General features: G+C 54.2%; 29 protein-coding genes and 1 pseudogene. 20 read left to right on the top strand and 10 right to left on the bottom strand.

Features of this window, described 5'->3' with window-relative positions; translation table 11 throughout:
• The first annotated feature begins 33 nt into the window (after positions 1 to 33).
• Positions 34 to 330, top strand: coding sequence for a hypothetical protein (locus JJN09_RS10170; protein ID WP_249490005.1), 297 nt, complete (start codon positions 34 to 36; stop codon positions 328 to 330).
• A 57-nt stretch (positions 331 to 387) separates the two neighbouring features.
• Here JJN09_RS10170 and JJN09_RS10175 read toward each other — a convergent pair whose 3' ends face one another.
• The 5 genes from JJN09_RS10175 to JJN09_RS10195 form a co-directional block, all read right to left on the bottom strand.
• The gene (locus JJN09_RS10175) at positions 388 to 1959 is read right to left on the bottom strand and encodes a sensor domain-containing diguanylate cyclase (protein WP_249490006.1); all 1572 of its coding nucleotides are present in this window, start codon (positions 1957 to 1959) and stop codon (positions 388 to 390) included.
• 192 nt (positions 1960 to 2151) lie between these two features.
• Positions 2152 to 2667 carry a hypothetical protein gene (locus JJN09_RS10180; RefSeq protein ID WP_249490007.1) on the bottom strand — a complete coding sequence of 172 codons (516 nt, stop codon included), beginning with the start codon at positions 2665 to 2667 and terminating at the stop codon, positions 2152 to 2154.
• The gene (locus tag JJN09_RS10185) at positions 2667 to 3395 is read right to left on the bottom strand and encodes an alpha/beta hydrolase (protein ID WP_249490008.1); all 729 of its coding nucleotides are present in this window, start codon (positions 3393 to 3395) and stop codon (positions 2667 to 2669) included. The genes JJN09_RS10180 and JJN09_RS10185 overlap by 1 nt, the downstream gene beginning before the upstream one ends.
• A 3-nt stretch (positions 3396 to 3398) precedes the next feature.
• Positions 3399 to 3896, bottom strand: a complete 498-nt coding sequence (locus tag JJN09_RS10190; RefSeq protein ID WP_249490009.1) for a PAAR domain-containing protein — start codon at positions 3894 to 3896, stop codon at positions 3399 to 3401.
• 138 nt (positions 3897 to 4034) lie between these two features.
• The gene (locus tag JJN09_RS10195; protein ID WP_096822029.1) at positions 4035 to 4700 is read right to left on the bottom strand and encodes a ribonuclease T2; all 666 of its coding nucleotides are present in this window, start codon (positions 4698 to 4700) and stop codon (positions 4035 to 4037) included.
• A 169-nt stretch (positions 4701 to 4869) separates the two neighbouring features.
• On the opposite strand from JJN09_RS10195, the gene JJN09_RS10200 reads away from it, so the two are divergent.
• From JJN09_RS10200 to pseH, 7 genes are all read left to right on the top strand, one after another.
• The gene (locus tag JJN09_RS10200) at positions 4870 to 5352 is read left to right on the top strand and encodes a hypothetical protein (RefSeq protein WP_249490010.1); all 483 of its coding nucleotides are present in this window, start codon (positions 4870 to 4872) and stop codon (positions 5350 to 5352) included.
• Between the two features lie 115 nt (positions 5353 to 5467).
• Positions 5468 to 7171 carry a copper resistance system multicopper oxidase gene (locus tag JJN09_RS10205; RefSeq protein ID WP_249490011.1) on the top strand — a complete coding sequence of 568 codons (1704 nt, stop codon included), beginning with the start codon at positions 5468 to 5470 and terminating at the stop codon, positions 7169 to 7171.
• Between the two features lie 11 nt (positions 7172 to 7182).
• Positions 7183 to 8040 carry a copper resistance protein B gene (locus JJN09_RS10210; RefSeq protein WP_249490012.1) on the top strand — a complete coding sequence of 286 codons (858 nt, stop codon included), beginning with the start codon at positions 7183 to 7185 and terminating at the stop codon, positions 8038 to 8040.
• A gap of 54 nt (positions 8041 to 8094) precedes the next feature.
• Positions 8095 to 8469 (top strand): copper homeostasis periplasmic binding protein CopC, encoded by a 375-nt coding sequence (gene copC, locus JJN09_RS10215; protein WP_249490013.1) that lies wholly within the window; start codon positions 8095 to 8097, stop codon positions 8467 to 8469.
• A gap of 3 nt (positions 8470 to 8472) precedes the next feature.
• Positions 8473 to 9336, top strand: a complete 864-nt coding sequence (gene copD / locus JJN09_RS10220) for a copper homeostasis membrane protein CopD (RefSeq protein WP_249490014.1) — start codon at positions 8473 to 8475, stop codon at positions 9334 to 9336.
• A 59-nt stretch (positions 9337 to 9395) separates the two neighbouring features.
• A complete protein-coding gene (locus JJN09_RS10225; RefSeq protein WP_249490015.1) occupies positions 9396 to 10181 on the top strand; it encodes a transporter substrate-binding domain-containing protein in 786 nt (261 codons plus the stop codon).
• A 228-nt stretch (positions 10182 to 10409) separates the two neighbouring features.
• The gene (gene pseH / locus JJN09_RS10230) at positions 10410 to 10961 is read left to right on the top strand and encodes a UDP-4-amino-4,6-dideoxy-N-acetyl-beta-L-altrosamine N-acetyltransferase (protein WP_249490016.1); all 552 of its coding nucleotides are present in this window, start codon (positions 10410 to 10412) and stop codon (positions 10959 to 10961) included.
• Positions 10962 to 11002: 41 nt separating this feature from the next.
• Here pseH and JJN09_RS10235 read toward each other — a convergent pair whose 3' ends face one another.
• A complete protein-coding gene (locus tag JJN09_RS10235) occupies positions 11003 to 11218 on the bottom strand; it encodes a hypothetical protein (RefSeq protein ID WP_085712578.1) in 216 nt (71 codons plus the stop codon).
• A 268-nt stretch (positions 11219 to 11486) separates the two neighbouring features.
• Here JJN09_RS10235 and JJN09_RS10240 point away from each other — a divergent pair, with 268 nt between their 5' ends.
• The gene (locus JJN09_RS10240) at positions 11487 to 12152 is read left to right on the top strand and encodes a TIGR02466 family protein (protein ID WP_249490017.1); all 666 of its coding nucleotides are present in this window, start codon (positions 11487 to 11489) and stop codon (positions 12150 to 12152) included.
• Positions 12153 to 12490: 338 nt separating this feature from the next.
• Here the strand turns inward: JJN09_RS10240 and JJN09_RS10245 are convergent, their stop codons facing one another.
• Complete coding sequence (locus JJN09_RS10245) at positions 12491 to 12853, bottom strand: hypothetical protein (RefSeq protein ID WP_249490018.1); 363 nt, start codon at positions 12851 to 12853, stop codon at positions 12491 to 12493.
• 461 nt (positions 12854 to 13314) lie between these two features.
• Here JJN09_RS10245 and JJN09_RS10250 point away from each other — a divergent pair, with 461 nt between their 5' ends.
• From JJN09_RS10250 to JJN09_RS10270, 5 genes are all read left to right on the top strand, one after another.
• Positions 13315 to 13860, top strand: a complete 546-nt coding sequence (locus JJN09_RS10250) for a PAAR domain-containing protein (protein WP_249490019.1) — start codon at positions 13315 to 13317, stop codon at positions 13858 to 13860.
• Positions 13861 to 13870: 10 nt separating this feature from the next.
• On the top strand, positions 13871 to 14653 hold the full coding sequence (locus JJN09_RS10255; RefSeq protein WP_249490020.1) for a hypothetical protein: 783 nt from the start codon (positions 13871 to 13873) through the stop codon (positions 14651 to 14653).
• Complete coding sequence (locus JJN09_RS10260) at positions 14638 to 15003, top strand: hypothetical protein (RefSeq protein ID WP_249490021.1); 366 nt, start codon at positions 14638 to 14640, stop codon at positions 15001 to 15003. Before JJN09_RS10255 ends, JJN09_RS10260 begins: the two co-directional genes overlap by 16 nt.
• Positions 15004 to 15103: 100 nt before the next feature.
• Positions 15104 to 15481, top strand: a complete 378-nt coding sequence (locus tag JJN09_RS10265; RefSeq protein WP_249490022.1) for a hypothetical protein — start codon at positions 15104 to 15106, stop codon at positions 15479 to 15481.
• A gap of 330 nt (positions 15482 to 15811) precedes the next feature.
• The gene (locus JJN09_RS10270; protein ID WP_249490023.1) at positions 15812 to 16669 is read left to right on the top strand and encodes a DUF2971 domain-containing protein; all 858 of its coding nucleotides are present in this window, start codon (positions 15812 to 15814) and stop codon (positions 16667 to 16669) included.
• 171 nt (positions 16670 to 16840) lie between these two features.
• On the opposite strand, the gene JJN09_RS10275 is transcribed toward JJN09_RS10270, so the two are convergent.
• The gene (locus tag JJN09_RS10275; protein ID WP_249490024.1) at positions 16841 to 17524 is read right to left on the bottom strand and encodes a hypothetical protein; all 684 of its coding nucleotides are present in this window, start codon (positions 17522 to 17524) and stop codon (positions 16841 to 16843) included.
• Between the two features lie 131 nt (positions 17525 to 17655).
• A complete protein-coding gene (locus tag JJN09_RS10280) occupies positions 17656 to 18357 on the bottom strand; it encodes a hypothetical protein (protein WP_249490025.1) in 702 nt (233 codons plus the stop codon).
• A 657-nt stretch (positions 18358 to 19014) separates the two neighbouring features.
• Between JJN09_RS10280 and JJN09_RS10285 the strand changes: the two genes are divergently transcribed.
• Positions 19015 to 19233: a hypothetical protein gene (locus JJN09_RS10285; protein ID WP_249490026.1), complete on the top strand. Its 219-nt coding sequence runs from the start codon at positions 19015 to 19017 to the stop codon at positions 19231 to 19233.
• A 403-nt stretch (positions 19234 to 19636) separates the two neighbouring features.
• Here JJN09_RS10285 and JJN09_RS10290 read toward each other — a convergent pair whose 3' ends face one another.
• Positions 19637 to 19993 (bottom strand): response regulator, encoded by a 357-nt coding sequence (locus JJN09_RS10290; protein WP_249490027.1) that lies wholly within the window; start codon positions 19991 to 19993, stop codon positions 19637 to 19639.
• 185 nt (positions 19994 to 20178) lie between these two features.
• On the opposite strand from JJN09_RS10290, the gene JJN09_RS10295 reads away from it, so the two are divergent.
• The 5 genes and pseudogenes from JJN09_RS10295 to JJN09_RS10315 all read left to right on the top strand — a co-directional run bounded on the left by JJN09_RS10295 (position 20179) and on the right by JJN09_RS10315 (position 24045).
• Positions 20179 to 21306, top strand: coding sequence for a HAMP domain-containing sensor histidine kinase (locus tag JJN09_RS10295; RefSeq protein WP_249490028.1), 1128 nt, complete (start codon positions 20179 to 20181; stop codon positions 21304 to 21306).
• 181 nt (positions 21307 to 21487) lie between these two features.
• Positions 21488 to 21814 (top strand): hypothetical protein, encoded by a 327-nt coding sequence (locus JJN09_RS10300; RefSeq protein WP_249490029.1) that lies wholly within the window; start codon positions 21488 to 21490, stop codon positions 21812 to 21814.
• 2 nt (positions 21815 to 21816) lie between these two features.
• On the top strand, positions 21817 to 22056 hold the full coding sequence (locus JJN09_RS10305; protein WP_249490030.1) for a hypothetical protein: 240 nt from the start codon (positions 21817 to 21819) through the stop codon (positions 22054 to 22056).
• Positions 22053 to 22245 (top strand): annotated as a pseudogene (locus JJN09_RS10310) (hypothetical protein). Before JJN09_RS10305 ends, JJN09_RS10310 begins: the two are co-directional and overlap by 4 nt.
• Positions 22246 to 22665: 420 nt before the next feature.
• A complete protein-coding gene (locus JJN09_RS10315) occupies positions 22666 to 24045 on the top strand; it encodes a P-loop NTPase fold protein (RefSeq protein WP_249490031.1) in 1380 nt (459 codons plus the stop codon).
• The last annotated feature ends 375 nt before the right edge of the window (positions 24046 to 24420 follow it).

The following is a 24420-nucleotide window of genomic DNA, read 5'->3' on the forward strand; positions in this document are numbered from 1 at the left end:
ATATCAGGTAAATCCCCTTTCTGGAGACGTACCATGAAGACGCGCACTTTGACCTCGATGCTCCTGGCCGGTTTGTTGGCCACAGCGTCGGCCGCCAGTTTTGCCGCCAATGACGGTGCTGACACGTCGGGCACCCATTCCGGCGCCAACAGCGGCTCGAACATGCCGCCAGACAGCACCACTACCAGACCTAACGACGGCCCATCCGACGGAATGGAATCAGGTACCGGAACCAACGGCGGCGCCAGTGGCTCAGGCTCGGGGGCCGGAGGCGGCACGGGGGCAGCGGGTGGCGGGACGGGTGGATCCGGAGCCGGCACCGGCAGCTGAACGAACAAGAGCAGGCCATGGTGAGCGCATCATGGTCTGTGTCTGAACCCTTTTCCGTCAGCGATCCGAACGCAGCAACTCGCCAATGCCGCCGTCCATCGACAACACGGCGGCACGGTTGCGACCCGCGTTCTTGGCCTGATACAGCGCGGCATCGGCACGTTGAATGAACAATTCAGGACTGTCGTTGCCCAGCGGGATAAACGAATAACAGCCCAGGCTCACGGTGAGATAACCGGTGGGCGAGCCGCTGTGGGTGATGTGTTTGTCCATGACGCTGCGGCGGATCTGCCCGGCAATCGCCAACGCGCCGTTGATGTCGGTGTCCGGCAACAGCACCGCAAACTCTTCGCCGCCGTAGCGCACTGCCAGATCGGATTTGCGCTGGCAGCAGTTCTTCACCACCAGCGCGACTTGCGTCAGGCAATGATCGCCCGCCACATGCCCGTAGGCATCGTTGTAGCGCTTGAAGAAATCGATATCGAGCATGATCAGGCTCACCGGGCTCGACTGCCGGGCGCCCCGGGCGAACTCGATTTCCAGCGACTGCTCGAACAGGCGCCGGTTGGCCAGTCCGGTCAGGCTGTCGTGAGTGGCAATCAGCTCCAATGCCCGCTGAGCCTTGATCAGGTTTTTCTCGATCCGCTCACCGTCGCGCACCTGATGGATGAACACCCAGCCAAACAGCCCCACGCCGAGCATCACCAGCGCCACGATCACGCTGGACTGAAAGGCGCGGTCATGCCAGCCCTTGAGAATCGTGTCCCGCGATGAAGAGGCAGACACCACCAGCGGATAACTTTCGAGCTGTCGATAGCCATAAAGGCGCGTAACCCCATCGACCACTGAATCGATCATCGCCGTGCCGGCTGAGGCGTTTGGCAACAGCGTCTGGTAGATCTCGCCCTTGGCCAGCGAGGTGCCAATCAAGGACTCGTCGAACGGACGACGCGCGAGCAGCGTGCCATCGGTCAAACCGAGAAACATGGTGCCGTTGTCGTCCAGGCTGAAGCTTTTGAAGAACTTGTCGAAGTACGACATCTTGATGCCGGCCATCAACACGCCCTGGAAATTACCGGCGCGGTCGTTCACCCGCTTGGAGATCGGGATTATCCACTCGCCGTTTTCACGGCTGCGGATTGCCGGGCCAATGTGTGCCACGGCCGACACGTTCTGCTGGTGAAACTTGAAGTACTCACGATCCGCCACGCCATTATCGCGAGGCAGGTCAGGGAACGAGGTGATCACCCACTGCCCTTCGCGATCGAACAGGAACATGCCATGCAACTGATCCAGTTGCTGCACTCGGCGAGCGAGGGTTCTCTGCAGGCGCGGCTTCTGCGCCGCGCCATAGCCGTCTTCCTGAATCCAGTCGACCAGGCTGGTCATTACCAGATCGGCAGCCAGAAAGGTGTCTTCGGCCTGCTGCGCCATCGCCCGGGTCAGGTTGGCCGAAGACATCTGCGCATTCGCCAGATCCTGCCGGCGCGACTGTTCGATCTGCAAATACAGCAGACCGGACAGGCACAGACACACCGCAACGATGAACAGCACCGCCGCCTTGCGTAGCGGCAAACGCTTGAGTGTGCCGCCGGGGGCCTGGTGCGGATCGTGAATGGGGATAGGCAAAAGCGTGTCCTGGGCAGGTACGACAGGGGCAAAGGCCCGAAACCCTTGTTTTTTGTGAGCGTAGCCCACCGGATAGTACGGGGCAACCAAGTGCCACCGAGACAATCCCGACCCCGTTGATATCGGCGCGCAGTCGAAATGGATGACCTGCGAGGCGATTTATTTTTTGAGGCCCTCACGCCTCAAGCCGGCTCAGGGCTTGTTGATTTCGCGCAGCAGGTCTGCGACCGGGAGGTTCATAGTGTTTGAGTAGTAGGGTTTGTAGCCGTAAGCGGTGACGACGACTTTGCAGGGGATTTGTTGTTTGCCTGAGAGGAGTTGGTTGATTTCTGCCACTGACAAGTATCTTTCCGAGCTTCGGTCGCTAGAGGTCTCGGAAATGAAAGCATGGGTAAGATAAGAGTATCCAGCTGGGGCTCCGTCTCTTTTATCGGGCGATATCAAGCCAAACGCTGAAAACCGAATCGCTTTACCAACCGAGAAATCCTGATCATCAGCCAAGGCACAATGAAGCATGCCTGAAGCCATTCCTACCCTCTCTCCCCGGCCAAAAAGATCCAAAACATCAACATTCGACTGATATCTGATTACATATAAAGATCTGTCTCTCTCAACAGACACATAGTTCAAATTCGCTGGAGGCCATACATGGTCTTTTGCACAACCAGAACAAATAATGAAAAGCAGGCAAGCGAACAATCTAAACATCAGGAAAATTCCTCCATGATCGAGTCAAATAGCAGATCACCAGCAGACTTATTTCCCGTGATACGTGCGGTAAACAGACCCAAAGCGTTTGCATGATTGGTATCCACATTCACGTTCAGTGACGGGCCACAAGTGACAAGCCATTTCTCGCCAAAGTCGGCGACCCCATCTGAAGGGTCTCTTTTGCTAGGCGTAGCCTTGATATTGACCCAGTTGGCCGCGACCGGATCAGGACGGTCAAAATAGATATCTGAGCCCAACCAGACCAAAGCGCCCTCACCCACGGGATCAAGGGTAACCAGCATCTGAACCCGGTATCCCCACTCAGACATGATCTTTGTCAGGTGCGCGCCATTCCAGCCACCGAGGCTGTGACCAACGATATATACGGGGCAGCTTTTGTAAGGGATCAGGCTTAGAACATACCGCTGAATATCTTTCTTTCCTTTGACTTCGTTGTACCCCAACCAATCCGATTTATATTTTCCCTCCGTTGCCAAATCCTGAACGCGCTGATCGAAGTACTTACGTGCTTCTTGAATGTTTCCATATGGCCCTGAAAAATAATAACTCTCCTTATCCCCAGCGCCTCCCACAAACACAACAACCGCCTTGGTACTCTCCACCGGCACAGCCTTCACACTGACATCCTTCTTGTCCGTCAGCGTATGTTCCTTGTGCACCTTGTAATTGTTGCCTTTCTCGCACGTGACCGTTTCCGCACCCATGCCTCATTCCTCCAGAAACAGTTTGATGGTTTCGGGAAGATGCGAACTGATGGTGTGGGTGAAACCAGAGGCGTCAGACACGCCATGCTCCATCCGACCGTCCGCACGCTGAATCATGTACGGATGATTCGGCATCGGTTCGCCGGTGGTGTCGTTCACCAACTGCAACTTGTCTGTGAAGTGCACCGGCATTGGCAGCAGACCGCTGAAGGGAGCGATCACCACGGTATCGCCGATGATGACGGTGCCAGAACCGCCCACAACTACATTCCCGTGACCACCGGTGCTGTCCAGGGTTGCGGCGTTCAGGCCATTGATAAAAACCGTCGAGGCAACGCCACCGGTAATCGGACTGCCACACGCCGACTTGTCCGTCATTCGTGCAGCGGGCAGCCCGTCGAAATTCACATTTGGCGAACCACTGACAATCGGGTTGGTGCCATGTCCCGGCAACGGGCAGGCGGTCGGATCGGTCACTCGGGCAGCGGGTTTTCCGCTCATGAACAAGCTCCTTGCGGTGTCGCGTCATCATCCATTGGTGCGCAAGCATGAACAAAGTCGCGGCGTTGTTCAAACCCGCACGCAAAAAAACAGGCGCCTGAAGAGGCGCCTGTTTTTTACTACCGAAATCCAATCAAATCAGCGCGACGGCGGAACCCGGATATCACCCGCCCGGCACTGGGTTTTCACGCCCTTGCCGCAGGCGCCGAATTGCAGATCCTTGCCCATGCACACCCGCACTTCCGAGAGTTCCGGGCCGCTGCAGATCACGGCGATGCCGTCGGCCGGGATACCCGGGTTGCTCTTGCGGAACAGATCGGCGATTTCCTGCGCTTCGAAGTAATAAGAGTTGCTGAACGGTTGCAGCTCTTGCGGGATTGTCACCGCTGCCACGGCTTTATCCGCTTCGTCGAAGTAGCCCATTGCACCGAGACCGCTGCAGGTGCCGTGCTTGCTCCATTCGTGATCGAGTAGCTTTTTCGTCGGGAACAGCGTCAGGCCCTTGGCCGTTTCGGCGGCCGACAGGTTGGTCAGCGGCGGGCAGGATTCCGGCCAGCCGCCCTTGGCGTATTGCGGCCACAGGCCATGCAGGACAAAACCGTAGCCCTTGCCAGTGCACTGCGGGTCATCCTTGTGAGTCAGGCAGAACGTCGGCGACCAGGACAGCGTCAGCAGGTAGTAATCGAACACCCCCGCCACCGATTCCGTCGGTGCCTTGTTGGCATGTGACTGGCGCGCCGAACTCAGGCCGATGCTACCGACCGTCAGCGCAATCAGCGCCATGATTGTAAAAAGCTTTTTCATCTTCCCGTTCCTTGGGACGCGTGCGTCCGTGGTTTTAGTGATCTGACCGTCAAGTGGTCAGGGGCTGATTGAGTCATGCCAGTGTTGCAAGCGCATGACGCAAGGCAAAGCTGTACTACGTTGAAAGGTCTACGATTAACAAGCAGACACCAAAAACAGGGATCCCGAAATGAGTAAAGCAGACGAACTCGCCGCGAAGCTCAAGCAAACCCGGCACACCCACGCGGACGACATCACCTGCGCCGAACTGGAAATCGATTGCTGGCCGGCGGTGGTCTACGACCTGTATCACCGCATCGAGGGCTGGTTGCAACCGGTCACCGAGGTAGGACTGAAGATTCGGCGAAATCCTACCCATGTCTGCGAACGTTCGCCTGATGGCGAGACGCATGACTACGCCATCGACCAATTGATCATCGACGCCAACCATCACAGCCTGACGTTCGATCCCATCGCGCGTTTCACCGAAGACGGTGCCGGTCGCGTGCAAATCGTTTTGCAGGGCAAGGAAGCTTCGCTGCTGCGTACCGTCGATGAACACGGCGAGAGTCATTGGTGGTTGCAAACCATCGAAACCGGGCAACAGCTGGATGCCATTGCGCTGACAGAAAACAACCTGTTGTCGGTGGTTCAGGAGGGTCTCGGGTTGTAGGACCTTGTCGTCGCCCCGCGACTGAACCTGACGCAACTGTAATCCGCGCCTCAGCCAACTGAAAGCTCGCGCTGGTTAGCCTCCCCGTCATTCGTCAAACGGGGAATTCCAGCGCATGCCTTCCACCACCTCAAGACGCACCTTCGTCAAAGGCCTGGCCGCTGGCGGCTTGCTCGGCGGCCTAGGCCTGTGGCGCACGCCGGTCTGGGCGTTGAACAGCCCCGGCCAGGTGAACGAGCTCAGCGGCACCGACTTCGAGCTGTTCATCGGCGAAACCCCGGTCAACTTCACCGGCCAGCCGCGTACCGCGATGACCATCAACGGTGGCGTACCCGGCCCGCTGCTGCGCTGGCGTGAAGGCGACACGGTGACACTGCGGGTGCGCAACCGGCTCAAGGCAGACACCTCGATCCACTGGCACGGGATTCTGCTGCCGGCCAACATGGACGGCGTGCCGGGCCTGAGTTTTCACGGCATCGAACCGGGCGGCGTGTACGTCTACCAATTCACGGTTCGCCAGCACGGCACCTACTGGTATCACAGCCATTCCGGGTTGCAGGAACAGGCCGGCGTCTACGGACCACTGGTGATCGACGCCCGGGAACCGGAGCCGTTCCAGTACGACCGAGACTACGTGGTGATGCTCAGCGACTGGTCCGACGAAGACCCGGCCAGCCTGATGAAGACCCTGAAAAAGCAGTCCGACTACTACAACTTCCACAAGCGCACCGTCGGCGATTTCATCCATGACGTCGGCGAAAAAGGCTGGGGCGCCACCGTCGCCGACCGCTCGATGTGGGCGCAGATGAAGATGAATCCCACCGACATCGCCGATGTCAGCGGCGCTACTTACACCTTCCTGATGAATGGCCACGCCCCCGATTCCAACTGGACGGGACTGTTCCGCCCCGGTGAAAAACTGCGTCTGCGGCTGATCAACGGTTCGGCCATGACCTACTTCGACGTGCGAATTCCCGGCTTGAAAATGACCGTGGTCGCCGCCGACGGCCTGCACGTCAAACCGGTGACCGTCGACGAGTTGCGCATCGCCGTAGCGGAAACCTATGACGTGATCGTCGAGCCCGCCGCCGACGCCTACTCTCTGTTCGCCCAGGCCATGGACCGCACCGGCTACGCCCGCGGCACCCTCGCCGCCCGCACCGGTTTGTCGGCCCCGGTGCCGGCGCTGGACCCGCGCCCGCTGGTGACCATGGACGACATGGGCATGGGCGGCATGGATCACGGTTCCATGGACATGAGCGGCATGGACCACGCCAGCATGAACATGGGCCCGATGCAGTCGCACCCCGACAGCGAAAAGGACAATCCATTGGTGGACATGCAAGCCATGACCACCGCGCCGAAACTCGACGACCCCGGCCTCGGCCTGCGCAACAACGGGCGCCGCGTGCTGACCTACGCCGACCTGCGCAGCACCTTCGAAGACCCCGACGGCCGCGACCCTAGCCGCACCATCGAGCTGCACCTCACCGGCCACATGGAGAAATTCGCCTGGTCGTTCAACGGCATCAAGTTCTCCGACGCCGAGCCCCTGCGATTGAAATACGGCGAGCGCATTCGCCTGGTGCTGGTCAACGACACGATGATGACCCACCCCATCCACCTGCACGGCATGTGGAGCGATCTGGAAGACGATAACGGCGACTTCCAGGTGCGCAAACACACCATCGACATGCCCCCCGGCACCCGCCGCAGCTATCGCGTGACTGCCGATGCGCTGGGCCGTTGGGCCTTTCATTGTCATCTGCTTTATCACATGGAAATGGGCATGTTCCGTGAAGTGCGGGTGGAAGAATGAGGACGTCGACCATGACTCGATTTGCCGTGTTTTCGTTGTCACTTCTCTCGCTGTCTTCGGCGTTCGCCGCCAGCGACATGCAGGGCATGGACCACAGCCAGATGGGCGATCTGCAAAGCATGGACGACGGCATGATGCAGCCCGCCGCGCCGACCGAAAGCCGCACGCCGATCCCGGCCCTGACCGACGCCGACCGTGCCGCCGTGTTCAGCAGCCATGGCGGCCACCAGGTGCACGACAGCGCCATCAACACTTACTTCCTCGCCGATAAACTCGAATGGCAGAACGGCGACGACGCCAGCACGCTGGCGTGGGATTTGTCCGGCTGGATCGGCGGCGATATCGATCGCCTGTGGCTGCGCTCCGAGGGCGAACGCAGCAACGGCAAGACCGAAGACGCGGAAATCCAGGCGCTGTGGGGCCACGCGATCTCGCCGTGGTGGGACGTGGTCAGCGGCGTGCGTCAGGACTTCAAACCCGGCGCTCCGCAAACCTGGGCCGCATTCGGTCTGCAAGGCATGGCGCTGTACAACTTCGAAGCCGAAGCCACGGCGTTCCTCGGCGAAAACGGTCAGAGCGCGGTGCGGCTGGAGGGCGACTACGACATTTTGCTGACCAATCGACTGATCCTGCAGCCAACCGCCGAACTCAACGTCTACGGCAAAAACGACCCGAAACGGGGCCTCGGCTCCGGCCTCTCGAACACCGAAGCCGGCTTGCGTCTGCGCTATGAAATCCGCCGCGAATTCGCGCCGTACATCGGCGTGACCTGGAACCGCACCTACGGCAACACCGCCGATTACGCACGGGAAGAAGGCGAGGATCGCAGTGAAGCGCGACTCGTCCTCGGCGTGCGGCTGTGGTTCTGAATCCGTTTCATCCAACCCTGCAAACCACCGCCGAAGAGCGGTAAGAGGCCTCGCATGCGCATGATCAAAACAACCTTCATCCTGGCCACCGGATTGCTCTTGAGCTCCCTGGCCCAGGCCCACCCGAAACTGCTGTCGTCGACCCCGGCCGAAGGCGCGGACGGCGCGCCGCCGGAGAAAATCGAACTGCATTTTTCCGAGAACCTGATGACCCAGTTCTCCGGCGCCAAACTGGTCATGACCGAAATGCCCGGCATGGCCCACTCGCCGATGCCGATGAAGGCCAAAGTCAGCGCTGGCAGCGACCCGAAAACCATGCTCGTCACCCCGCTCTCGCCTTTGCCGGCCGGCACCTACAAGGTCGAGTGGCGTGCGGTGTCATCAGACACTCACCCGATTACCGGCAACGTCACGTTTAAAGTGAAATGATCGATGGCCGACCTGATCAACATCCTGCTGCGGATGGCGTTGTACGTGGATTTGCTGCTGTTGTTCGGGGTGGCGTTGTTTGGGTTGTACAGCGTTGGCGCGACGCTGCGCTTTCGGCCGATGCTGCGCGGGATGGCGTTGAGCGGGGCATTGCTGTCAGTGGCGGGACTGGTGCTGATGACCCGCGCCATGAGTGGCGAAACGGAATTCGCGGCGCTGTGGCCGCACCTGCAAATGATGCTGCACGAGACCGATGTCGGCTTGGCGTGGGCGGTGCGGATGGTTGCGCTAATCGTCGTGATGATCTGGCCGGGTGTGTGGCTGGCGTCGATAGCCGGTGCACTCGCCCTCGCCTCTCTGGCCTGGAGCGGGCACGGGACGATGGATGACGCCTGGCATCTGCTCAGCGACATCCTGCACCTGCTCGCTGCGGGGGCGTGGATGGGCGCCATGTTGGCGTTGATCTTGATGTCGCAGCTCGACGCGCTGTTCAACGAAGTGCGTATTCGTTCGCTGGCCGATGCCGTCAAACGTTTCGAATGCGTGGGCGCGGCGATTGTGATCATCCTCTCGGTGACCGGTGTGGTGAACTACCTGTTCATCGTCGGCCCGAAGTTGGGCGACGTCTTGCTCGGCTCTTACGGGATTTTGCTGGCGCTCAAGGTTGTGCTGTTCGCCGGCATGCTGGTTTTAGCGGCGTTGAACCGCTTTCACCTCGGCCCGTTGCTGGGGCAATCGTTGCGCGAAGGCCAGTATCAAGTGGCAGCCAATGCTCTACGCCGCAGCGTGCTATTTGAGCTGGTCATTGCGCTGTTGATTGTGGGGTTGGTGGCGTGGCTGGGAACGCTTGGGCCGGACGCGGGGTGACACCCGGCAAACCCTTTCACTACACTGGCCCGCACTCCCACTGCACAAGCCCGATCTCCATGACAATTCAAAAAAGCACGATGATCTTCTGCGGTTTGCTGGCGCTGGTCGGCACCGCCCATGCACAAGAGCCAGTCTCACACCTGGACACCATCCAGCAACAAGGCCAGTTGCGCGTCTGCACCACCGGCGACTACAAGCCCTACACCTTCAAACGCGAAGACGGCGGTTTCGAAGGCATCGACATCGCCATGGCGCAATCCCTGGCCGACAGCCTCGGGGTCAAGATCGAGTGGGTGCAGACCACCTGGAAAACCCTGATGCCGGACATGCAGGCCGGCAAATGCGACATCGGTATGGGCGGGATTTCGGTGACGCTGGAACGGCAGAAAAAGGCCTACTTCAGCAACACCCTCGACGTCGACGGCAAAATCCCGCTGGTGCGTTGCGCCGACCAGTCCAAGTACCAGACCATCGAGCAGATCAACCAGCCGAACGTGCGCCTGGTCGAACCCGCCGGCGGCACCAACGAAGCCTTCGTCCACGCCTTCCTGCCCAAGGCGCAACTGGCCTTGCATGACAACGTGACGATCTTCGAACAACTGCTCGACAACAAGGCTGACGTGATGATCACCGACGCTTCCGAAGCGCGGTATCAGCAGAAACAGAAACCCGGTTTGTGCGCGGTCAACCCGGAGCAGTTCATGCAGTACGGGGAAAAGGCCTATTTGCTGCCGCGTGATGACATGAGCTGGAAGCTGTATGTCGATCAGTGGTTGCACCTGAGCAAGGTGACCGGGAAATATCAGAAGGTTATTGGGGAATGGCTGGCTGGGCCGCAGTGAGTTTTTCAGGACGAAACAGCTAAAACGAAAAAGGACGCCCTCGACAGGCGCCCTTTTTTTGACCAAAACACTGACGCCGTTCAATATCGCCTTGAAGCACTTGGCACTTATTTCGCGGTTGCTCTCGAAAAACGATGCGCCCAAATACCCCTCCCTGGCGCCTGCCTGGGTCGACAACATGAACATCAACGATCGGGCTTCAAACTCCCGCGCGACAAGGAAAGCACCATGCAGTTTGTCCCCCTCACCGAGGCCAACCCCGCCATCCAGGCCCACGTCCGCACCCTTCGAAACCAGGAAGACGTGCGCAAGTTCATGTACACCTCCCACGAAATCAGCGACCAGGAACATGCAAACTGGCTGACGTCCCTCAAAGGCAATTCGCGCCAGCAAGTGTTTGTCGTGCTCAAGGAAGAGCGCGCGGTTGGCGTTGTTTCACTCAATGCAATCAACACCGTACAGAAGACGGCTGATTGGGCGTTTTACCTCGACGTTCAACTACAAGGCAAAGGCCTGGGCAGCGTGGTCGAGTTCTGGATGCTGAATTACGCATTTGCTGAAGCGGGACTGGAAAAGCTCAATTGCGAAGTGCTGGCGAGCAATCCGGCGGTGGTGAAAATGCATCAGAAGTTCGGATTTGAGCTGGAGGGCGTCAGACGACAGAACATCCTCAAGGACGGCGAGCGGATTGACGTGGTGTTACTGGGGATCACCAAGGATGAGTGGCTGGCCAAGCGACCGACTTTGCAGCGGGTTGTCGAGCGCATCGGCGCGATCTAGGCCATACGAAAAAGGGCGCCCCGATGGGCGCCCTTTTCTATTCAATCGTCATGCAACATGCCGGAGCTGTACTGGTTGAGACTGGCACCAATACCGGTGCCGCCGAACTTCAGCGTATTGGCGCTGGCGCGCCCTTCCGGCGACTGGCAATCCGAAGAAAAACAACTGGTGGTGGTCAACCCACCGGAGCCCGAACAGGCACTCAATACCGAGACAGCTGCAGCGATCAACAGCACTTTGACGACATTGGCACTCATGGTGGGGCTCCCCTGGGATCAAACGCGAAATAGCACGACCTTATGGCTGCATCGTAGGCGCTTGCTTGGGGTGGGAAGATGAAACTTTCTTGATCGACAGCGCGGGTTCAGGTTTGGGCAACCGCAGGCGAGGATTTCTCAGTCAATCACCCGCCGCCTCAATAATGCTCTGTTGTACTTACCAACCAATTTTTAACAAAGGTTTACATCGGTTATTCATTTCGCTCGGTATAGTTTTTTGCAATTAGCGAGATTTGGACAAGACTCAATGCAGTCGAATAACACACTAATAGATCCTGAACTGATAAAGATTCGACGGCTGTTCGCAACACCCCTGGCGAGTATCCAATTCCCTGATGCAGAAAGACTCAATGCTGAACTGAAAGTTATAGTCACCCGCCGTATGGCGGAAGATCGCCGCGGCGCACATCGGAGTAATGAAGGCGGCTGGCAGTCTGCAAACGACTTCCCCGAATGGGGAGACAAAGCCTGCGAAGCATTGGTGAAGTTCGCCACCGACTTCGCCATTCAACTGACAGCGGTTCATAGCGATCAATACGGATTAACCGAACCCAGCTTCGAGTGGAAACTCAACGCGTGGGCAAACGTTAACGAGGCTGGCCACAGCAACTCCCTTCATGGGCACCCCGGTGCTTTTTGGTCAGGGGTTTACTGGGTCGACGCCGGCGGCCGCGAGGACGATGCAGCGGTGGGCGGCGACCTGGAATTTGTAGACCCTCGCGGCATGGTCGCATCGACCTACAATCCTGCGCTGCGAATGAGGGTCGAAGATTGCCTGACTGCCGGCTTCAGTTGTACGTGTGCCGCCAAAAGTGGAACCTTCATTATGTTTCCTTCTTGGTTGATGCATTCCGTACAACGCTTTGAAGGAACGAGACCGCGAATTTCCATAGCCTTTAACTTTGGGGTTTAGGGAGAACACGGTTAACTTGATCTTCGCATCAGCGGGCTCGTTGTCGGCAACAATCTTGAAACGACCGCTGGCCGTCAGTTGGTCCTCGAAACTCTTCTTCAGCAACTTGCCCAAGTCGATATCGGCATTCGCCAGGCTGTACTGAATCGCCTCGACCGTGGACATCGACGCCAGATCCCCGGCCTTCAAATCCGCTGCAAAACCGGCACCCAGCGCCGTACCCTAGGCCTGTTCACGGCCCATGTGTTTCATTTCCTTGTTGCTCCACGTCACTGGGAGCAAGAACTGACGCCCTTCCGTGGCAAGGTGTTGAAAATGCGCCACGGAAGGGTTTTCGATTACGCCTTGAGTTCGACGTTATCCAACGCCTGATTCACAGCCAGCCCCGCGACCATCACCACCTGCGCGATACCCAGCGCGGTTTTGCGGTGGGCGGGTTCCAGGATGGCGGCGAAGTTGTTGAGCATCTCGGCGATGGAGCTGAGGGACTCGCTGGCGTTGGCCAATAGCGATTCACTGTCGTAAGCCGAATTGGCCAGGAACATGGGGTCGTGTTTGTGGTGACTGCCCATGATGCGTTGTTGCGGGGTGAGGTAATGGTCGAGGGCGCGTTCGGCGGCTTCGTTTAGGGTTCTTGAATCAGGGAATTGATAAGGTGAAACCGGATCGGTTTCTGGTGGGTTGGGTGTTGGTTTGATCATAGTGAAACTCCCGACAGATAAAAGTTAGGAGCCATCACCTTCGCTACCAAACGAAAGGCGGAGGCCATACGCAGGTTGGTAGACCGGCCGTCAGGAACACCGGCGCATCCGAAGACGCCCTGCGCATGACCACCATAGAACGGAGACGATGAAAGCCCCCGCAAAACAGTAGTCCTGTGCATCTGACGGAATCCGGGCTACCAAACCCGATCACTGGTTTTCAGTGACCCGAGAACGATAAAAGCCACGGCCTAGACGCACAAGCCGGCGGATTCTGTCTTAGGTGTAGGGGGTGGCGCAAGGTTGTGTAGGGCCAAAGGCGTATCAGGGAGCTTCGTTTAAACACACGCAAATTTTGCTGTTTAGATTGATGACCGACACTGAGCACGTCGCCGTCAGACACCCACAAAAGCAAGTCTGATACAGTCGGTCCCAGCTAATCCGTTGACAGGGAGTCACACATGGCAAAACCCGCCGCACGCATCACCGATCCCACCAGTTGCCCCATCCCTGGACACGGCCCCAAAGCCATCGCCTCCGGATCCCCCGACGTATTCTTCAACGGACTCGCAGCAGCCAGAATGGGCGACACCTGCACCTGCGGCAGCGCACTGGCCTCCGCCGTATCCGGCACGGTATTCATCAACGGCAAAAATGCCGCGCTGGTTGGCACAGTCGGTTCACATGGAGATGTTGTGACCAGTGGATCGGGAACGGTGATTATCGGCGACTCACATACACCTGCGCCGTTTACCCCGCCGACTCCAATGGTCGTTCATGGGAACTGGATCGGCTTTAAGATTCCGGCAGCCGAGAGCTATGAAGGGCTTTCCTGCAGCGCACACTTCGAAGACGGATCCGTAATGCAAGGTGTGTTCGACGCAAAGAACACCGTAAAGTTTTTAAACCCGACAGGCAAAGTCTGTACCGCAATTGATTACGGTACTGAAGACGCTTCGGACGGTGTATCAATCCTCGATAACATTCTCAGCAAAACTCAGGGATAAGGATCATCTCGTGACAGAACCCATGCTCATTACGGGCAGCTACATTTTAAAAAGAGAGCATGACCTTCACAGCTCGCCGTTGGAAATGGCGATTGCCGGTATGGAAGGCGCAGCAGCACGTTTTGCCACTGATGCTATAAAGGATGCTAAAACTCGCTTGAAGTATCAAAGTAAAATTCAAGAGATGTCCCGACTGGTTGAAGCCGAAGTTCTGGCGGGAAAAGTCAGCTCAAAAGATGGCGTAGCTTATTGCCAAGAAATGCGTAACAACATCATGAATGAGCACCGGAAATTCACATCAGCTCAAGGGGTTGCTGTTGCCGAATACATAAAACTCAACGACCCCACTTTGCAAACCACCCTAGACAAGTACGCCCACTCACTATTCAAGAAAAAATTCGATCTTTTAACCGATGTAGAAAAAACTAAAGTCCACTACCTGATATTGAAAAAATCAGGGGTAGACAATCCCAAGGTCACTCGTGGCACAAAGATCATGAAAGTGACAGGAAAGGTGGCCTGGGTAATTACCGCGGCCTTTGCGGCATCTGAGATTTATAAAGCCGACGACAAAACGAAAGAAACCGGGCGACAGGGAATCATTTTGGGTGTTGGAGCTGCTGGTGGCGCATTGGCAGGCCTAAGTATCTCGCTCCTGTGCGGTCCTGGCGCCCCTGTTTGCGCTATTGCCGTCGTGCTTGCGGGTAGCGTAGCTGGAGGCATCCTTGGCGAATACGCAGCTGATAGCCTTGACGATGAACTAGAGGAGTTCCTGACATGGGGCGTTCGATGACTGACAAGGAACGGTCTTATGTCTACTGGGCATTATCCGACGCATTTGTCGACACCGAGGTCGACTATGAAGCAATTGCACGTGAGACCGAAAACTACGACCCCGAAGAGATCAAGAGAATCCTCTATCAGGAAGTAGCGCCTGTCTGCCATACAAACTTGGAGACCATTATACCTATGATATGGTCCGCCTTCAATTTGGAAAATTTGGAGGCAGACATAAAGGAGACTTTAGAAGCCAGAGAAAAAAGCTACTTCAAAAAACAGAAAGACAAGCTGCTGATTCGCTGGCTTGAATTTCGCTACAAGTACATCTGGACAGAAATAAACAAACACTACACAAAGAAATAAGATGGAACAACAATAGAGACTGACAAGACAGCATGGCAGGTGGCATTGCCGGAAGCGTAGTTGCAGATACTTTTGACGAAGGTTTATAGGAGCTTTCCCATTGGAAAGTATTTTAACTCCGGAAGATAAGGTCAAGATCCAGACAGCATTGGCTGAAGCCTTCGTTGACAACGAAGTCGACTACGTATACATCGCGGATCGAATTAAATCCTACGATCTGAAAATTGTTGAAGACATACTATATTCAGAAGTGGCTCCCGTGTGCTTTGCCAATCTTGAGACGCCAGTACCGCCAATTTGGACGGGGTTCAAGGATGAGTGGCTGTTAGACGAGATTGAAAAAGAACTGCGAACTCGTCAACAAAACAAGGTGCGGCGAGTTTTTGGCAATTTGAAGATTCTTTGGCTTCGTTACAGCTATCGCTATATTTGGAAAGAAATCTTAAAAAACATTAACAATAACCAATTAAAAAATTAAATAACTCGATCCCATTAATTCGGAACAATGGGGATCGGAACAATGGGAACAATGGGAACAATGGGGACAGATTTATTTACCACCTAGAAATCCAAAACAAATAAATCTGTCCCTTTTGTCTTTAGTTCTGCGCTATTTTCGGCGTTGCAGGGCGCCTAAATTTCGAGATATCACGGCGAAAGGAGAGAAGCATTGCCCCGTTTACTTTTATGAGATAGCGTTTTTATAATCATTTTTTTATCAACGCATCAGCATCGGATCGGATCGGATCGGATCGGATCGGATCGGATCGGATCGGATCGGCACACCTTAGCCCCGCAGGAGCAACAAATGCTAGAACGCAAATACACCGCCAAACCCGAAGAGTGCCTTTATCACTATTGCTCTGCAGAAACATTTCTAGCAATCTGCACCGGAAAAAAAATTCGCTTCAGCGACATCAACTCAATGAACGATTCACAAGAATTACAATGGGGTTATAAAGTCTGGGAGGATGCAGCAACAGAGTTACATAAACTTGTAGGGGTGGACTTTTTAGATGATATTGACGATATAATTCACGCTTCTAGCGCGAGAGGACTAGGTTTAGCTTCCTGCTTCTCAAAAACAGGTGACGTGTTGAGCCAATGGCGCGCATATGCAGCCGACGGCCAGGGTTATGCCATCGGTTTTGACTCCGAAGTTTTAACAAACATGGCCTCACTGCCACTTGAAATCCTTTACAACAGAGAAAAACAATTAGAAGAAGTGAAAAACGCGATTCTTGCAATTTACAAGGTTCAAGAAAGCCAAAACCACTCCCGCGACGATGGATTTTCATATGCATGCTTTCGCCTATACGCGGATCTTGTTGCATTAAAAAATCCAGCTTTTTATGAAGAAAACGAAGTTCGACTGCTCCACTTACTAAATACGGAAATAAGCAATAACAGCCTAAAACTTACTGACTCAGGTGGAACAGCCTTTGAAAAAGAGCTTCCGCCTTCCGAAATAACGTTCTTTATGCGCGACAATTGCCCCGTACCCTACATCGATTTAAGTTTTTCTAACGAGAAATTCAAAGCGCCTATAAAAGAAGTAATACTTGGCCCCAAAAACCCAGCCCTCCCACTTGGAATATCGATATTCCTTGAAACTGTTGGCCTTCCCTCAGTTGTCGTCAAAAAATCGAAAGCCTCATATCGCTAACTGCAAAAATTGGACTGCAAAAATGGGGACAGATTTATTTACCACCTAGAAGTCAAAAACAAATAATTCTGTCCCCTTTTTACTAAGCACTGAACGAGATGGCTCAGCCGGGACATCAGACGATGTGATTACTAAAAATTAAATACATTTGACCATATTGTTCTCAATATATCATTCTTTCGAGTTCGAAACTGAGCCAGCTACCCCTTCCCCGGGGCTAATAGACACAATATCAAACTTTAGCTTTCGGCTAATTGTATATTTAATCCCAGCAACGTCTTGATAGCTTACTTTAAACGCCAGCTCTGGAAAGTTATCAATCAGGTCGGCCTTATCATCGGAAACGGCAGCAATTACATAAGATTCCCATAGCACGCTATACACATAAGGAATCCTAACAACTAATGATTGCTTATCTACAGACGCAGGCAAGACAAAGTCGATAATTATAGTTTTTTGATTCCGCCAAGCGGAAGACGAACCGCCCTCCGCATTAGAAAAGAGGAAATCATTTTTATATTTAAATGTTTTTACATTGACACCTGAATCTGCCAAAGCATCAATTTTTGCGAGCGCGGAAGATATAGAAAACGACCAGCTTATTTTCATATTTTTCGCGGGGCCAAGCCCAATATTATAAACATCCACTGAAATCTGCTTATCACGACCTCTATCATTCGGGTCGTCTTTAACTTCTCGCGTTGTAAATTTAGTGCTAGCAAAAATCACTTCTGGCTTGTATGAAGATTTCTTGTTAGCCGCGATCTGCAGAACTGTGCAAAGAGTTGCAATTGCGGATACAGCTGCAGCAACACTTGAAGAAACTGCGATAACCTGGTCAATGGATAGATCCACGAACATCATTTGACCTCTAAACTTACATAAACAATGGGGACAAATTCATTTACCACCCAAAAAAAAATGATCAAACAAACCTGTCCCTTTTCCATTGCTGGTGAGGCGTTTTACACGCCAAAACATCGAGCCTAGAAAGATTCGACCGGTTTCTTGGTCTGCTCAACAAGCTTGCTTTCGTCAAGCTTCGGGAAAGAAAACTTGATCATAATGACCGATTCCTCGCCCTCGCCCGTGACAATCAGATCAGCCCCCCTGACATTCGCAGGCGCGGCAGCCATCAAACCAGTAACGGTAGGTGTCCCTTTGATCGAGGCGGCGCCTTCAATAAACGAGTAGGTAAGATTGTTGGCGTTTAGAGCGACACTTTCATAGTTGGTTAGTTTAGCGGTGTACTCATCCTTGCTTTTAGCTTTAGCCGCCAGATCGACGAGATCCAGCATGGACTTGCCGTCAGCCAGTGCGACCAGACCAAACGATTTGGCCAGCGCGCCGATAGCACGCCCAAACAGTTCACGCTCATAGGGTGCGAACAGTGAAACCATAATCAGCTTGTCACCGCTGAACACCAGGCCAGCGGTGAATTTCTGATCAATGAAATTCACGTCATCAATACACCGCGCGGGCGCGCCCACCTCTGCCGAGCAATCATAGTAACCGCCAGCCTCGGTGTATTTCGTGATTGGCGTGTCGTAGGCGTAGCTCTTGAACAGGTTGTCAGCTGCAACGGCATTCTGCATAGCGCCAACGAGGCCGGCTAAGCAAAGCACTAACGCATGGATTTTTTTCGACATGGATTCCGTTCCTGCAAGAATGTGGACATTGATAGCCACATGCTATCAATCCTGCGGCGGATTTGTCTCGCTCAATCCGGTGCAGGTTGAGCGAGCTCAGCAGATCCGGACATCGGACGCTGTAAACCAACTCTGCCATTCCTCCCCCCAAGCCCCCTCCTCCCATTCCTGATAAACTCCCCCACCTCCCAGCCACACCGATTCCGTACCCCCAATGCCCCCAATCACCGCCACACCCGCCCCACTCTCCCGCCGTTTCTCCGTCGCGCCGATGATGGATTGGGTGCAGTAGCCCACCTTCCCCCTGGTCTGATTGGCTAAAGTCTCGAAACTGCGATCCGTTGTAGCAAATTTTAAGCATGCGACGACCACCGCCCACCTAGGGTGCTACCGGTACAAGTGAGTGAGCTGGTTAGGAGGAATGAGCGTGTGTGAATGTGTCAGCTACAAGGCTTATAAGGATTGTGAGTTCGAATCTCTCCTTCACCGCCACATTCTGAAAACGCAAACCCATGATTTTCCTAGAGAAAATCTGGGGTTTGTGGTTTTTGGCGTCTGAAAAATAGCCCCATGGGACTGATATGGGACTGGCGCACTGTTCTGGTGCGAAAAAAAGGCTGCTGAATGAGCCTTAGGTCTTTCTGATCTGGAGAGATGAACTAGGCTCTCCAAGCCACTCACTCCAGGACGGATCCCATGCCAAATAACTCTGAATCCAACATTGCCACGGCGGATGCGCTGACCTTGCTGCTACACAACCAGCACGCGATCGGAGCCGCGATAGATGAGTTCACGAAATGGCTTTCAGAGAATGGCGCAGAGGATATTGCCCTTAACGCAAGTATGGCGATGGAAACGTTGGACACAAATGCACAAGCGCTAACCGACGCGATCCTGCGACTGCGGCGTATATAGGATGTTGCGCTTTGATTCTGAGAGGGCGAATGGACGACAACTCCAATTCAGTAGCGGAGGTTGGCGTTTGACTGTGTTGAACTTTTGCCTTTGAGCCGTCACCTAACCTGCACCCATTTATGGGATGGAAGAATGGTCAGTAGAAGCGAAGTTCATTCGCCCCTACAAGTGACCGAAACCTTACAGACCGCAGGTGATGAGATGGCAGCGAGATTTGTTGCAGTACCAGCGGCACCGGCGAAAACCGGTCTGAGGCGCGAAGGCGCCCGCTTCTATGCCACTACGGTGCCCTCGTGTTTCAACATTTACGACAACGAAGAGAAGTGCCGTCTGCCTGAGTCCTATCCCACCCGAGTTGAGGCAGACGCGGAGTGTAAAACGAAGAACTCGCCCTAGATCCGACCTATGCCGGGAGAGATATCCTAATCGCTTGGTGCAATTGGTCGATCGTCCATGGCTTCGCCAGAAACGTGGCGTTGGCCGGAAGTCCGTCAAGTGCCGACGTATGACCGGACGTAATGATGACCGGCAACGTGGGCCAACGTGACCAGATCACTTGGGCCAAATCCAGTCCGTCCATACACCCCGGCATCCGGATGTCAGTCATCACGAGCGCAATTGAGGAGGAGCTTTCCAATACGGACAAAGCGTGTTCCGCCGAGCCGCAATCAATCACCGTTATATCCAATAACGTGATCGCATCCGCAATCAGCGTGCGCAGTATTTGATCATCTTCGACGAGCAGCACTGATAGTGACATATGCATACGTTTCCGGCCGTTTCCTCGTTTGTCATCTTGATAATAGCGGTTGTTTCAAAGCGCCGACGAGTGGCGCTTTGTAGCCAAGTGATTGCCGATTATCGGCATTCCGCTAGTCTGAATTTACCGAACAAATCCGTCCGATTGCTGCCTTCACAATAAATGGGACGATCAATGAGATTGCCATGCGACTTTCAGATTTCATCCTTTTTCATCAGGAACCAATACTGCAAGCATGGGAGACGTTCGCCCGGTCAGTGGATACTCCGCTGCCGATTATGGACGCCGGCAGTTTAAGAAACCATGCCGAGTTTATTCTGCGGGCGGTCGCGCTGGACATGCGGACCTCTCAAACCTCTCAAGAGCAGATCGACAAGTCTCTTGGGCTGGGTCCGGTCGCCGGAGGCGAGTCGGCAGCTCAGAGCCACGCCATCACTCGACTGGTGGCGGGTTTCACCCTTGACCAAATGGTTTCCGAATATCGCGCACTTCGCTCAAGTGTCCTCAGACTCTGGCTGGACCAAGGATACACAGGGGACACACATCAAATTTCGGACATGATCCGATTCAATGAAGCCATCGATCAGGCGCTTGTCGAGTCCATCGCCACATATGGGCAGGCCGTGGAGCAAACTCGAAAAACAGTCCTGGGCGTGTTGGGCCATGATTTGCGCACACCCTTGAGTGCCGTGGCCTTAGGCGCCGATCTGTTGAGTCAAAGTGAAGAGCCAGGTACGCGCAAGCATCGAATAATTGCGCAGATTACGACCAGCGCAAAATCGGCGAACCTGATGGTCAGCGATCTGCTGGACCTTGCGCGCTGCAACTTGGGCACCGGCATTCCGGTGCTACCGGAAACGACGGACCTGACGGCGTTGTGCAAAGCCGTGGTGGACGAACTCGCGGTCGCCCATCCCAATGCGCAAATCATTTTCCCCGACAACGAGGCGGTCACGGGTCAATACGATCCATCACGCATGGCTCAGGTGTTTACGAATCTGATTGGTAACGCCGTGCGACACGGCAACGCCCATCAACCCATTCATGTTTCCGTGAGCGGGGATGGCACCACCGCACGTTTTAGCGTGCTGAACCACGGCACGCCGATCCCGGCCAGTGCGCTGCCCTCACTGTTCAGTCCGGAAGGTCGTTACTCCAGGTACTCCGCTGGAGAACACAGCGCATCGTCGGGGCTGGGGCTGGGATTGTTCATTGCCACGCAGATTGTCGAGGGCCATGGGGGAACGATCGCGGTCGAGTCGACGCAGGAGCAGGGCACGACGTTCAGCGTGAGCTTGCCCGTCCGGCGTTGAGAGCGGCTACTGTGAGCCAGTAGACAGAACGCCGTTTATGTTCAATCGGCCCCCACACTTGAGTCAGGTGTGGGGGCCTTTTTGTGGGGCCACGGAAACCACCACCGCCGGGACTGGTCTACCGACCCGTAGCAGCCTGGAAAATACCCAGGCCGATCTCACAGGAACAGGATTTGGGTTTATGTCTTACGCCTATGAAGGCTTGGCGACGGTCGGGGTGTTGGCCCTGTACCGAGGCCAGCCAGCGAACAAGCTGACCACCCTGAAGCTGAATATCCGAGTGCGCAACGTCGATCCGAAGCGCTTTCGCATTGAATTCGACCGTTACCTGCAAGGCCCGAAGGAAGCCAATGCCGTGCAGGTGGTTTTACCCGGCGGACTACTGCTGCAGGGACCGATCGTCGACGGCAGCAATCAACCCGACGGCGGCTGGCTGCTGATCGATGTTGAACAGTATGAACTACCGTCCGAACCGCCGGCCAACCTCAACGGCTGGAAATGGGAGTGAGCATGAATGAGACATTATCCGAACTGAACTTGCCGGGTGCCATTCGCGCCCAAGCGTCCAAGTTACTGGCCGCTATCAATAACGCGAGCGGTCTTGGTGAACTGCTGCGCGACACGGGCCGCGCCGAAGGATTTGTCCTCGGCATCGAGACTTTAAACGCGCTGAACGCGGCCGACGTCGAACACCTCTCTATCGTGCTAGAAACGGCCGCTCACAACCGTTATGTGGAGCTGGGCGGATGATCGGCAAGGCGATCCATGAAGACGTCCTGCGTGCCTTGGTTGGGCTTGTCGATTCGCTTGGGCAGCAGCGGTGCCCGCTGGGTGCCGGTGCGCTCGCGCCGTGAGACGCTGCGCACCCGGGCGAGCCTGACGGCGGTCGGGCGTTTTGCCGACAGCGAGGGCCTGCGCGGACTCAGTGTGGAGTTGTGACCAGCGCTAGCTAGGCTATTGGCCGAAGCGTCGTTCGTGAGCGACAGCTATCGGCCAGAAGCAGACGTTCTAATCGATTGGGTTACTACTCCCTGGTCTGCGCCTTGAACTACGCTCTCCGAAAACCTCGTTCAAGGACGAACCTATCCCAAAGATTTAAAACTCCAACATCGCCGCGGCAGATGCACTGACACTGCTCCTGCTCAATCACACCTTGAGCGCGGCAATTGATAGGGACGTCAGTAGTGGCTTTTAGGGAATGTGTAGAAGTTGTTGCAGAAAACGCAAATCACCTTGGTATGGAGGGGGGGGAGATGGCATTTTTATCGATCTAGAAAATCCATTCCCTCCTATAATGAACGCGCGTGGTAATTTTTAGGGATTCATGATAGTAAATATAGTTCTGCATGGAGAAAATTTATGAGTTACATGGCTTGGGGTGATGATTTATTCGAGCGTAAAGTGAGGGCCGATTTTCTATCCAATTATTTGGATGAAGATATCTGTCGTGTATTAAATCTCGACTCTCCCTGGGGGGCTGGAAAAACATACTTCCTAAAAAATTGGAGGCTTCAGCTTTTAAGTGAAAACTTGCGCCCCGTGGTTTACTTCAATGCTTGGGAAAATGATTTTTTGGGTGACCCTCTTTTATCACTCGTTTCTGTTATTCGCGATCAGCTTTCTGCTCAGGGCGGAAAGCCAAGTCAGATTAAGGGAAAGGTAAAAGAATTTACGAAGAGGGCGGGGGAGTTAGCTGTTGCAATAGCTCCTTCAGTTATTAAGGCTGCGGCAAAAAAACATCTTGGTGAAGATTTTCTCGAGGTTTTAGATGGCGAGGTTACCGCTGAGGCAGCAGAAAAATTCGTGGAAAAAATTCTAAATAAAAACCAAGAGGCATTAACTGCGGTTGACCACTTTCGGTCTTCGCTTGGTGAGCTATTTAAAGCTGCGAGCAGTAACAGTGAAGGTAAGCCAGTCTATATTTTTATCGATGAGCTAGATCGTTGCCGTCCTACGTACGCAATCGAATTGCTCGAGCGTGTTAAGCATTTTTTTGCAATCGAGGGATGCCGGTTCGTCATCGCAACTGATACTGACCAGTTGGCACATTCCATTTGTGCTGTCTATGGCGCAGGATTCTCTTCAAAACGCTATCTTAAAAGATTTTTTGATTCGACGTTCAAGCTAGATAACACGCTTATTGATAATTGGATTGCGACCAACATAAAGAGTGAGATTTGTCCTCCATTTAATAATTACAAGGTTTTTGAAATGGCTGGTGGGAGACCTCAATTCGGATTTGGCGATTTCGTCGAACCAGCCCCGACATCAGTTTTTAGTAAAAAACTAAATTCACACCAGATTGTTTTTAAAGCGCTAGTAATGGCGTTCAATTTTCAGATACGAGATTTGGAGGCTATCCTCAAGAGGCTCCATACTTTTAATGGGTACTTTAAGGAGGGTGGTTGGGATTTTTTCTTTTGTACGTACTTGTTGTTTTTGGTTCATTCGGATGTCGTTGTCAAGGCGTGGGGCTCGCATTACGAAGATTTAGACTTTTGGAAGGATCTCAATACTAAATACCCAGCGACTAGTACTTTGTATACTGGAGTGGGTAATGTATCGGTTCATCAGCTGGCTAGGATCTACTTCAGAATGTTAAGCTCAGCTGGTAGAGAACTAATGGATTTAGCGAATGGGAATGGTATGGAGTCTCCGGTTGCGCTTGACGTGATGCGGAAGACTGATATGTATATCAAGTCATTTGAAGTTGCTAAGCTTTCCGCCGAATTAACCTAGATAGTTTATGCATTTTCAATTAACTGATCATGTTGAAGTGTCGTTTCTGTTTTGGAGGAAAACAACTGCGCAATTGCAATTATGCTAATTATCAATTTTTCCTATCGATGCTTTCAACACTGTTTATGTTAAGCAGGCCTGATCGTTCGGAGCCTACTCGGTTCGAAAAGGAACTCCAACTGCTAGCTGTTTTATCTTTACCTAGCCTACGCGCTGATACGCTTCTGACATCGCTGACATTTTGAGCTGATGCTGTGGCCTTGGCCATGATCTGCCCTAGGCGAAGGGCGACTATGGGTCGTCAGCGGACGTAGTCGAACGTCTGCTATTGGCCGGAATCAGTCGTTCCTGAACGTCTGCTTTTGGCCGAAAGCG

It is taken from the genome of Pseudomonas sp. HS6 (assembly GCF_023375815.1).
In the GTDB taxonomy this organism is placed as follows: domain Bacteria; phylum Pseudomonadota; class Gammaproteobacteria; order Pseudomonadales; family Pseudomonadaceae; genus Aquipseudomonas.

Bases quoted from the DNA above. Each gene is read 5' to 3' on its own strand.
- JJN09_RS10170 (WP_249490005.1), top strand. From the start codon at position 34: ATGAAGACGCGCACTTTGACCTCGATGCTCCTGGCCGGTTTGTTGGCC.
- JJN09_RS10190 (WP_249490009.1), bottom strand. From the start codon at position 3,896: ATGAGCGGAAAACCCGCTGCCCGAGTGACCGATCCGACCGCCTGCCCG.
- JJN09_RS10295 (WP_249490028.1), top strand. From the start codon at position 20,179: ATGCGACTTTCAGATTTCATCCTTTTTCATCAGGAACCAATACTGCAA.
- JJN09_RS10185 (WP_249490008.1), bottom strand. From the start codon at position 3,395: ATGGGTGCGGAAACGGTCACGTGCGAGAAAGGCAACAATTACAAGGTG.
- JJN09_RS10250 (WP_249490019.1), top strand. From the start codon at position 13,315: ATGGCAAAACCCGCCGCACGCATCACCGATCCCACCAGTTGCCCCATC.
- JJN09_RS10205 (WP_249490011.1), top strand. From the start codon at position 5,468: ATGCCTTCCACCACCTCAAGACGCACCTTCGTCAAAGGCCTGGCCGCT.
- JJN09_RS10305 (WP_249490030.1), top strand. From the start codon at position 21,817: ATGAATGAGACATTATCCGAACTGAACTTGCCGGGTGCCATTCGCGCC.
- JJN09_RS10240 (WP_249490017.1), top strand. From the start codon at position 11,487: ATGCAGTCGAATAACACACTAATAGATCCTGAACTGATAAAGATTCGA.
- JJN09_RS10225 (WP_249490015.1), top strand. From the start codon at position 9,396: ATGACAATTCAAAAAAGCACGATGATCTTCTGCGGTTTGCTGGCGCTG.
- JJN09_RS10260 (WP_249490021.1), top strand. From the start codon at position 14,638: ATGGGGCGTTCGATGACTGACAAGGAACGGTCTTATGTCTACTGGGCA.
- JJN09_RS10315 (WP_249490031.1), top strand. From the start codon at position 22,666: ATGAGTTACATGGCTTGGGGTGATGATTTATTCGAGCGTAAAGTGAGG.
- pseH (WP_249490016.1), top strand. From the start codon at position 10,410: ATGCAGTTTGTCCCCCTCACCGAGGCCAACCCCGCCATCCAGGCCCAC.
- JJN09_RS10300 (WP_249490029.1), top strand. From the start codon at position 21,488: ATGTCTTACGCCTATGAAGGCTTGGCGACGGTCGGGGTGTTGGCCCTG.
- JJN09_RS10245 (WP_249490018.1), bottom strand. From the start codon at position 12,853: ATGATCAAACCAACACCCAACCCACCAGAAACCGATCCGGTTTCACCT.
- JJN09_RS10210 (WP_249490012.1), top strand. From the start codon at position 7,183: ATGACTCGATTTGCCGTGTTTTCGTTGTCACTTCTCTCGCTGTCTTCG.
- JJN09_RS10195 (WP_096822029.1), bottom strand. From the start codon at position 4,700: ATGAAAAAGCTTTTTACAATCATGGCGCTGATTGCGCTGACGGTCGGT.
- JJN09_RS10270 (WP_249490023.1), top strand. From the start codon at position 15,812: ATGCTAGAACGCAAATACACCGCCAAACCCGAAGAGTGCCTTTATCAC.
- copD (WP_249490014.1), top strand. From the start codon at position 8,473: ATGGCCGACCTGATCAACATCCTGCTGCGGATGGCGTTGTACGTGGAT.
- JJN09_RS10235 (WP_085712578.1), bottom strand. From the start codon at position 11,218: ATGAGTGCCAATGTCGTCAAAGTGCTGTTGATCGCTGCAGCTGTCTCG.
- JJN09_RS10285 (WP_249490026.1), top strand. From the start codon at position 19,015: ATGCCAAATAACTCTGAATCCAACATTGCCACGGCGGATGCGCTGACC.
- JJN09_RS10290 (WP_249490027.1), bottom strand. From the start codon at position 19,993: ATGTCACTATCAGTGCTGCTCGTCGAAGATGATCAAATACTGCGCACG.
- JJN09_RS10200 (WP_249490010.1), top strand. From the start codon at position 4,870: ATGAGTAAAGCAGACGAACTCGCCGCGAAGCTCAAGCAAACCCGGCAC.
- JJN09_RS10180 (WP_249490007.1), bottom strand. From the start codon at position 2,667: ATGTTTAGATTGTTCGCTTGCCTGCTTTTCATTATTTGTTCTGGTTGT.
- copC (WP_249490013.1), top strand. From the start codon at position 8,095: ATGCGCATGATCAAAACAACCTTCATCCTGGCCACCGGATTGCTCTTG.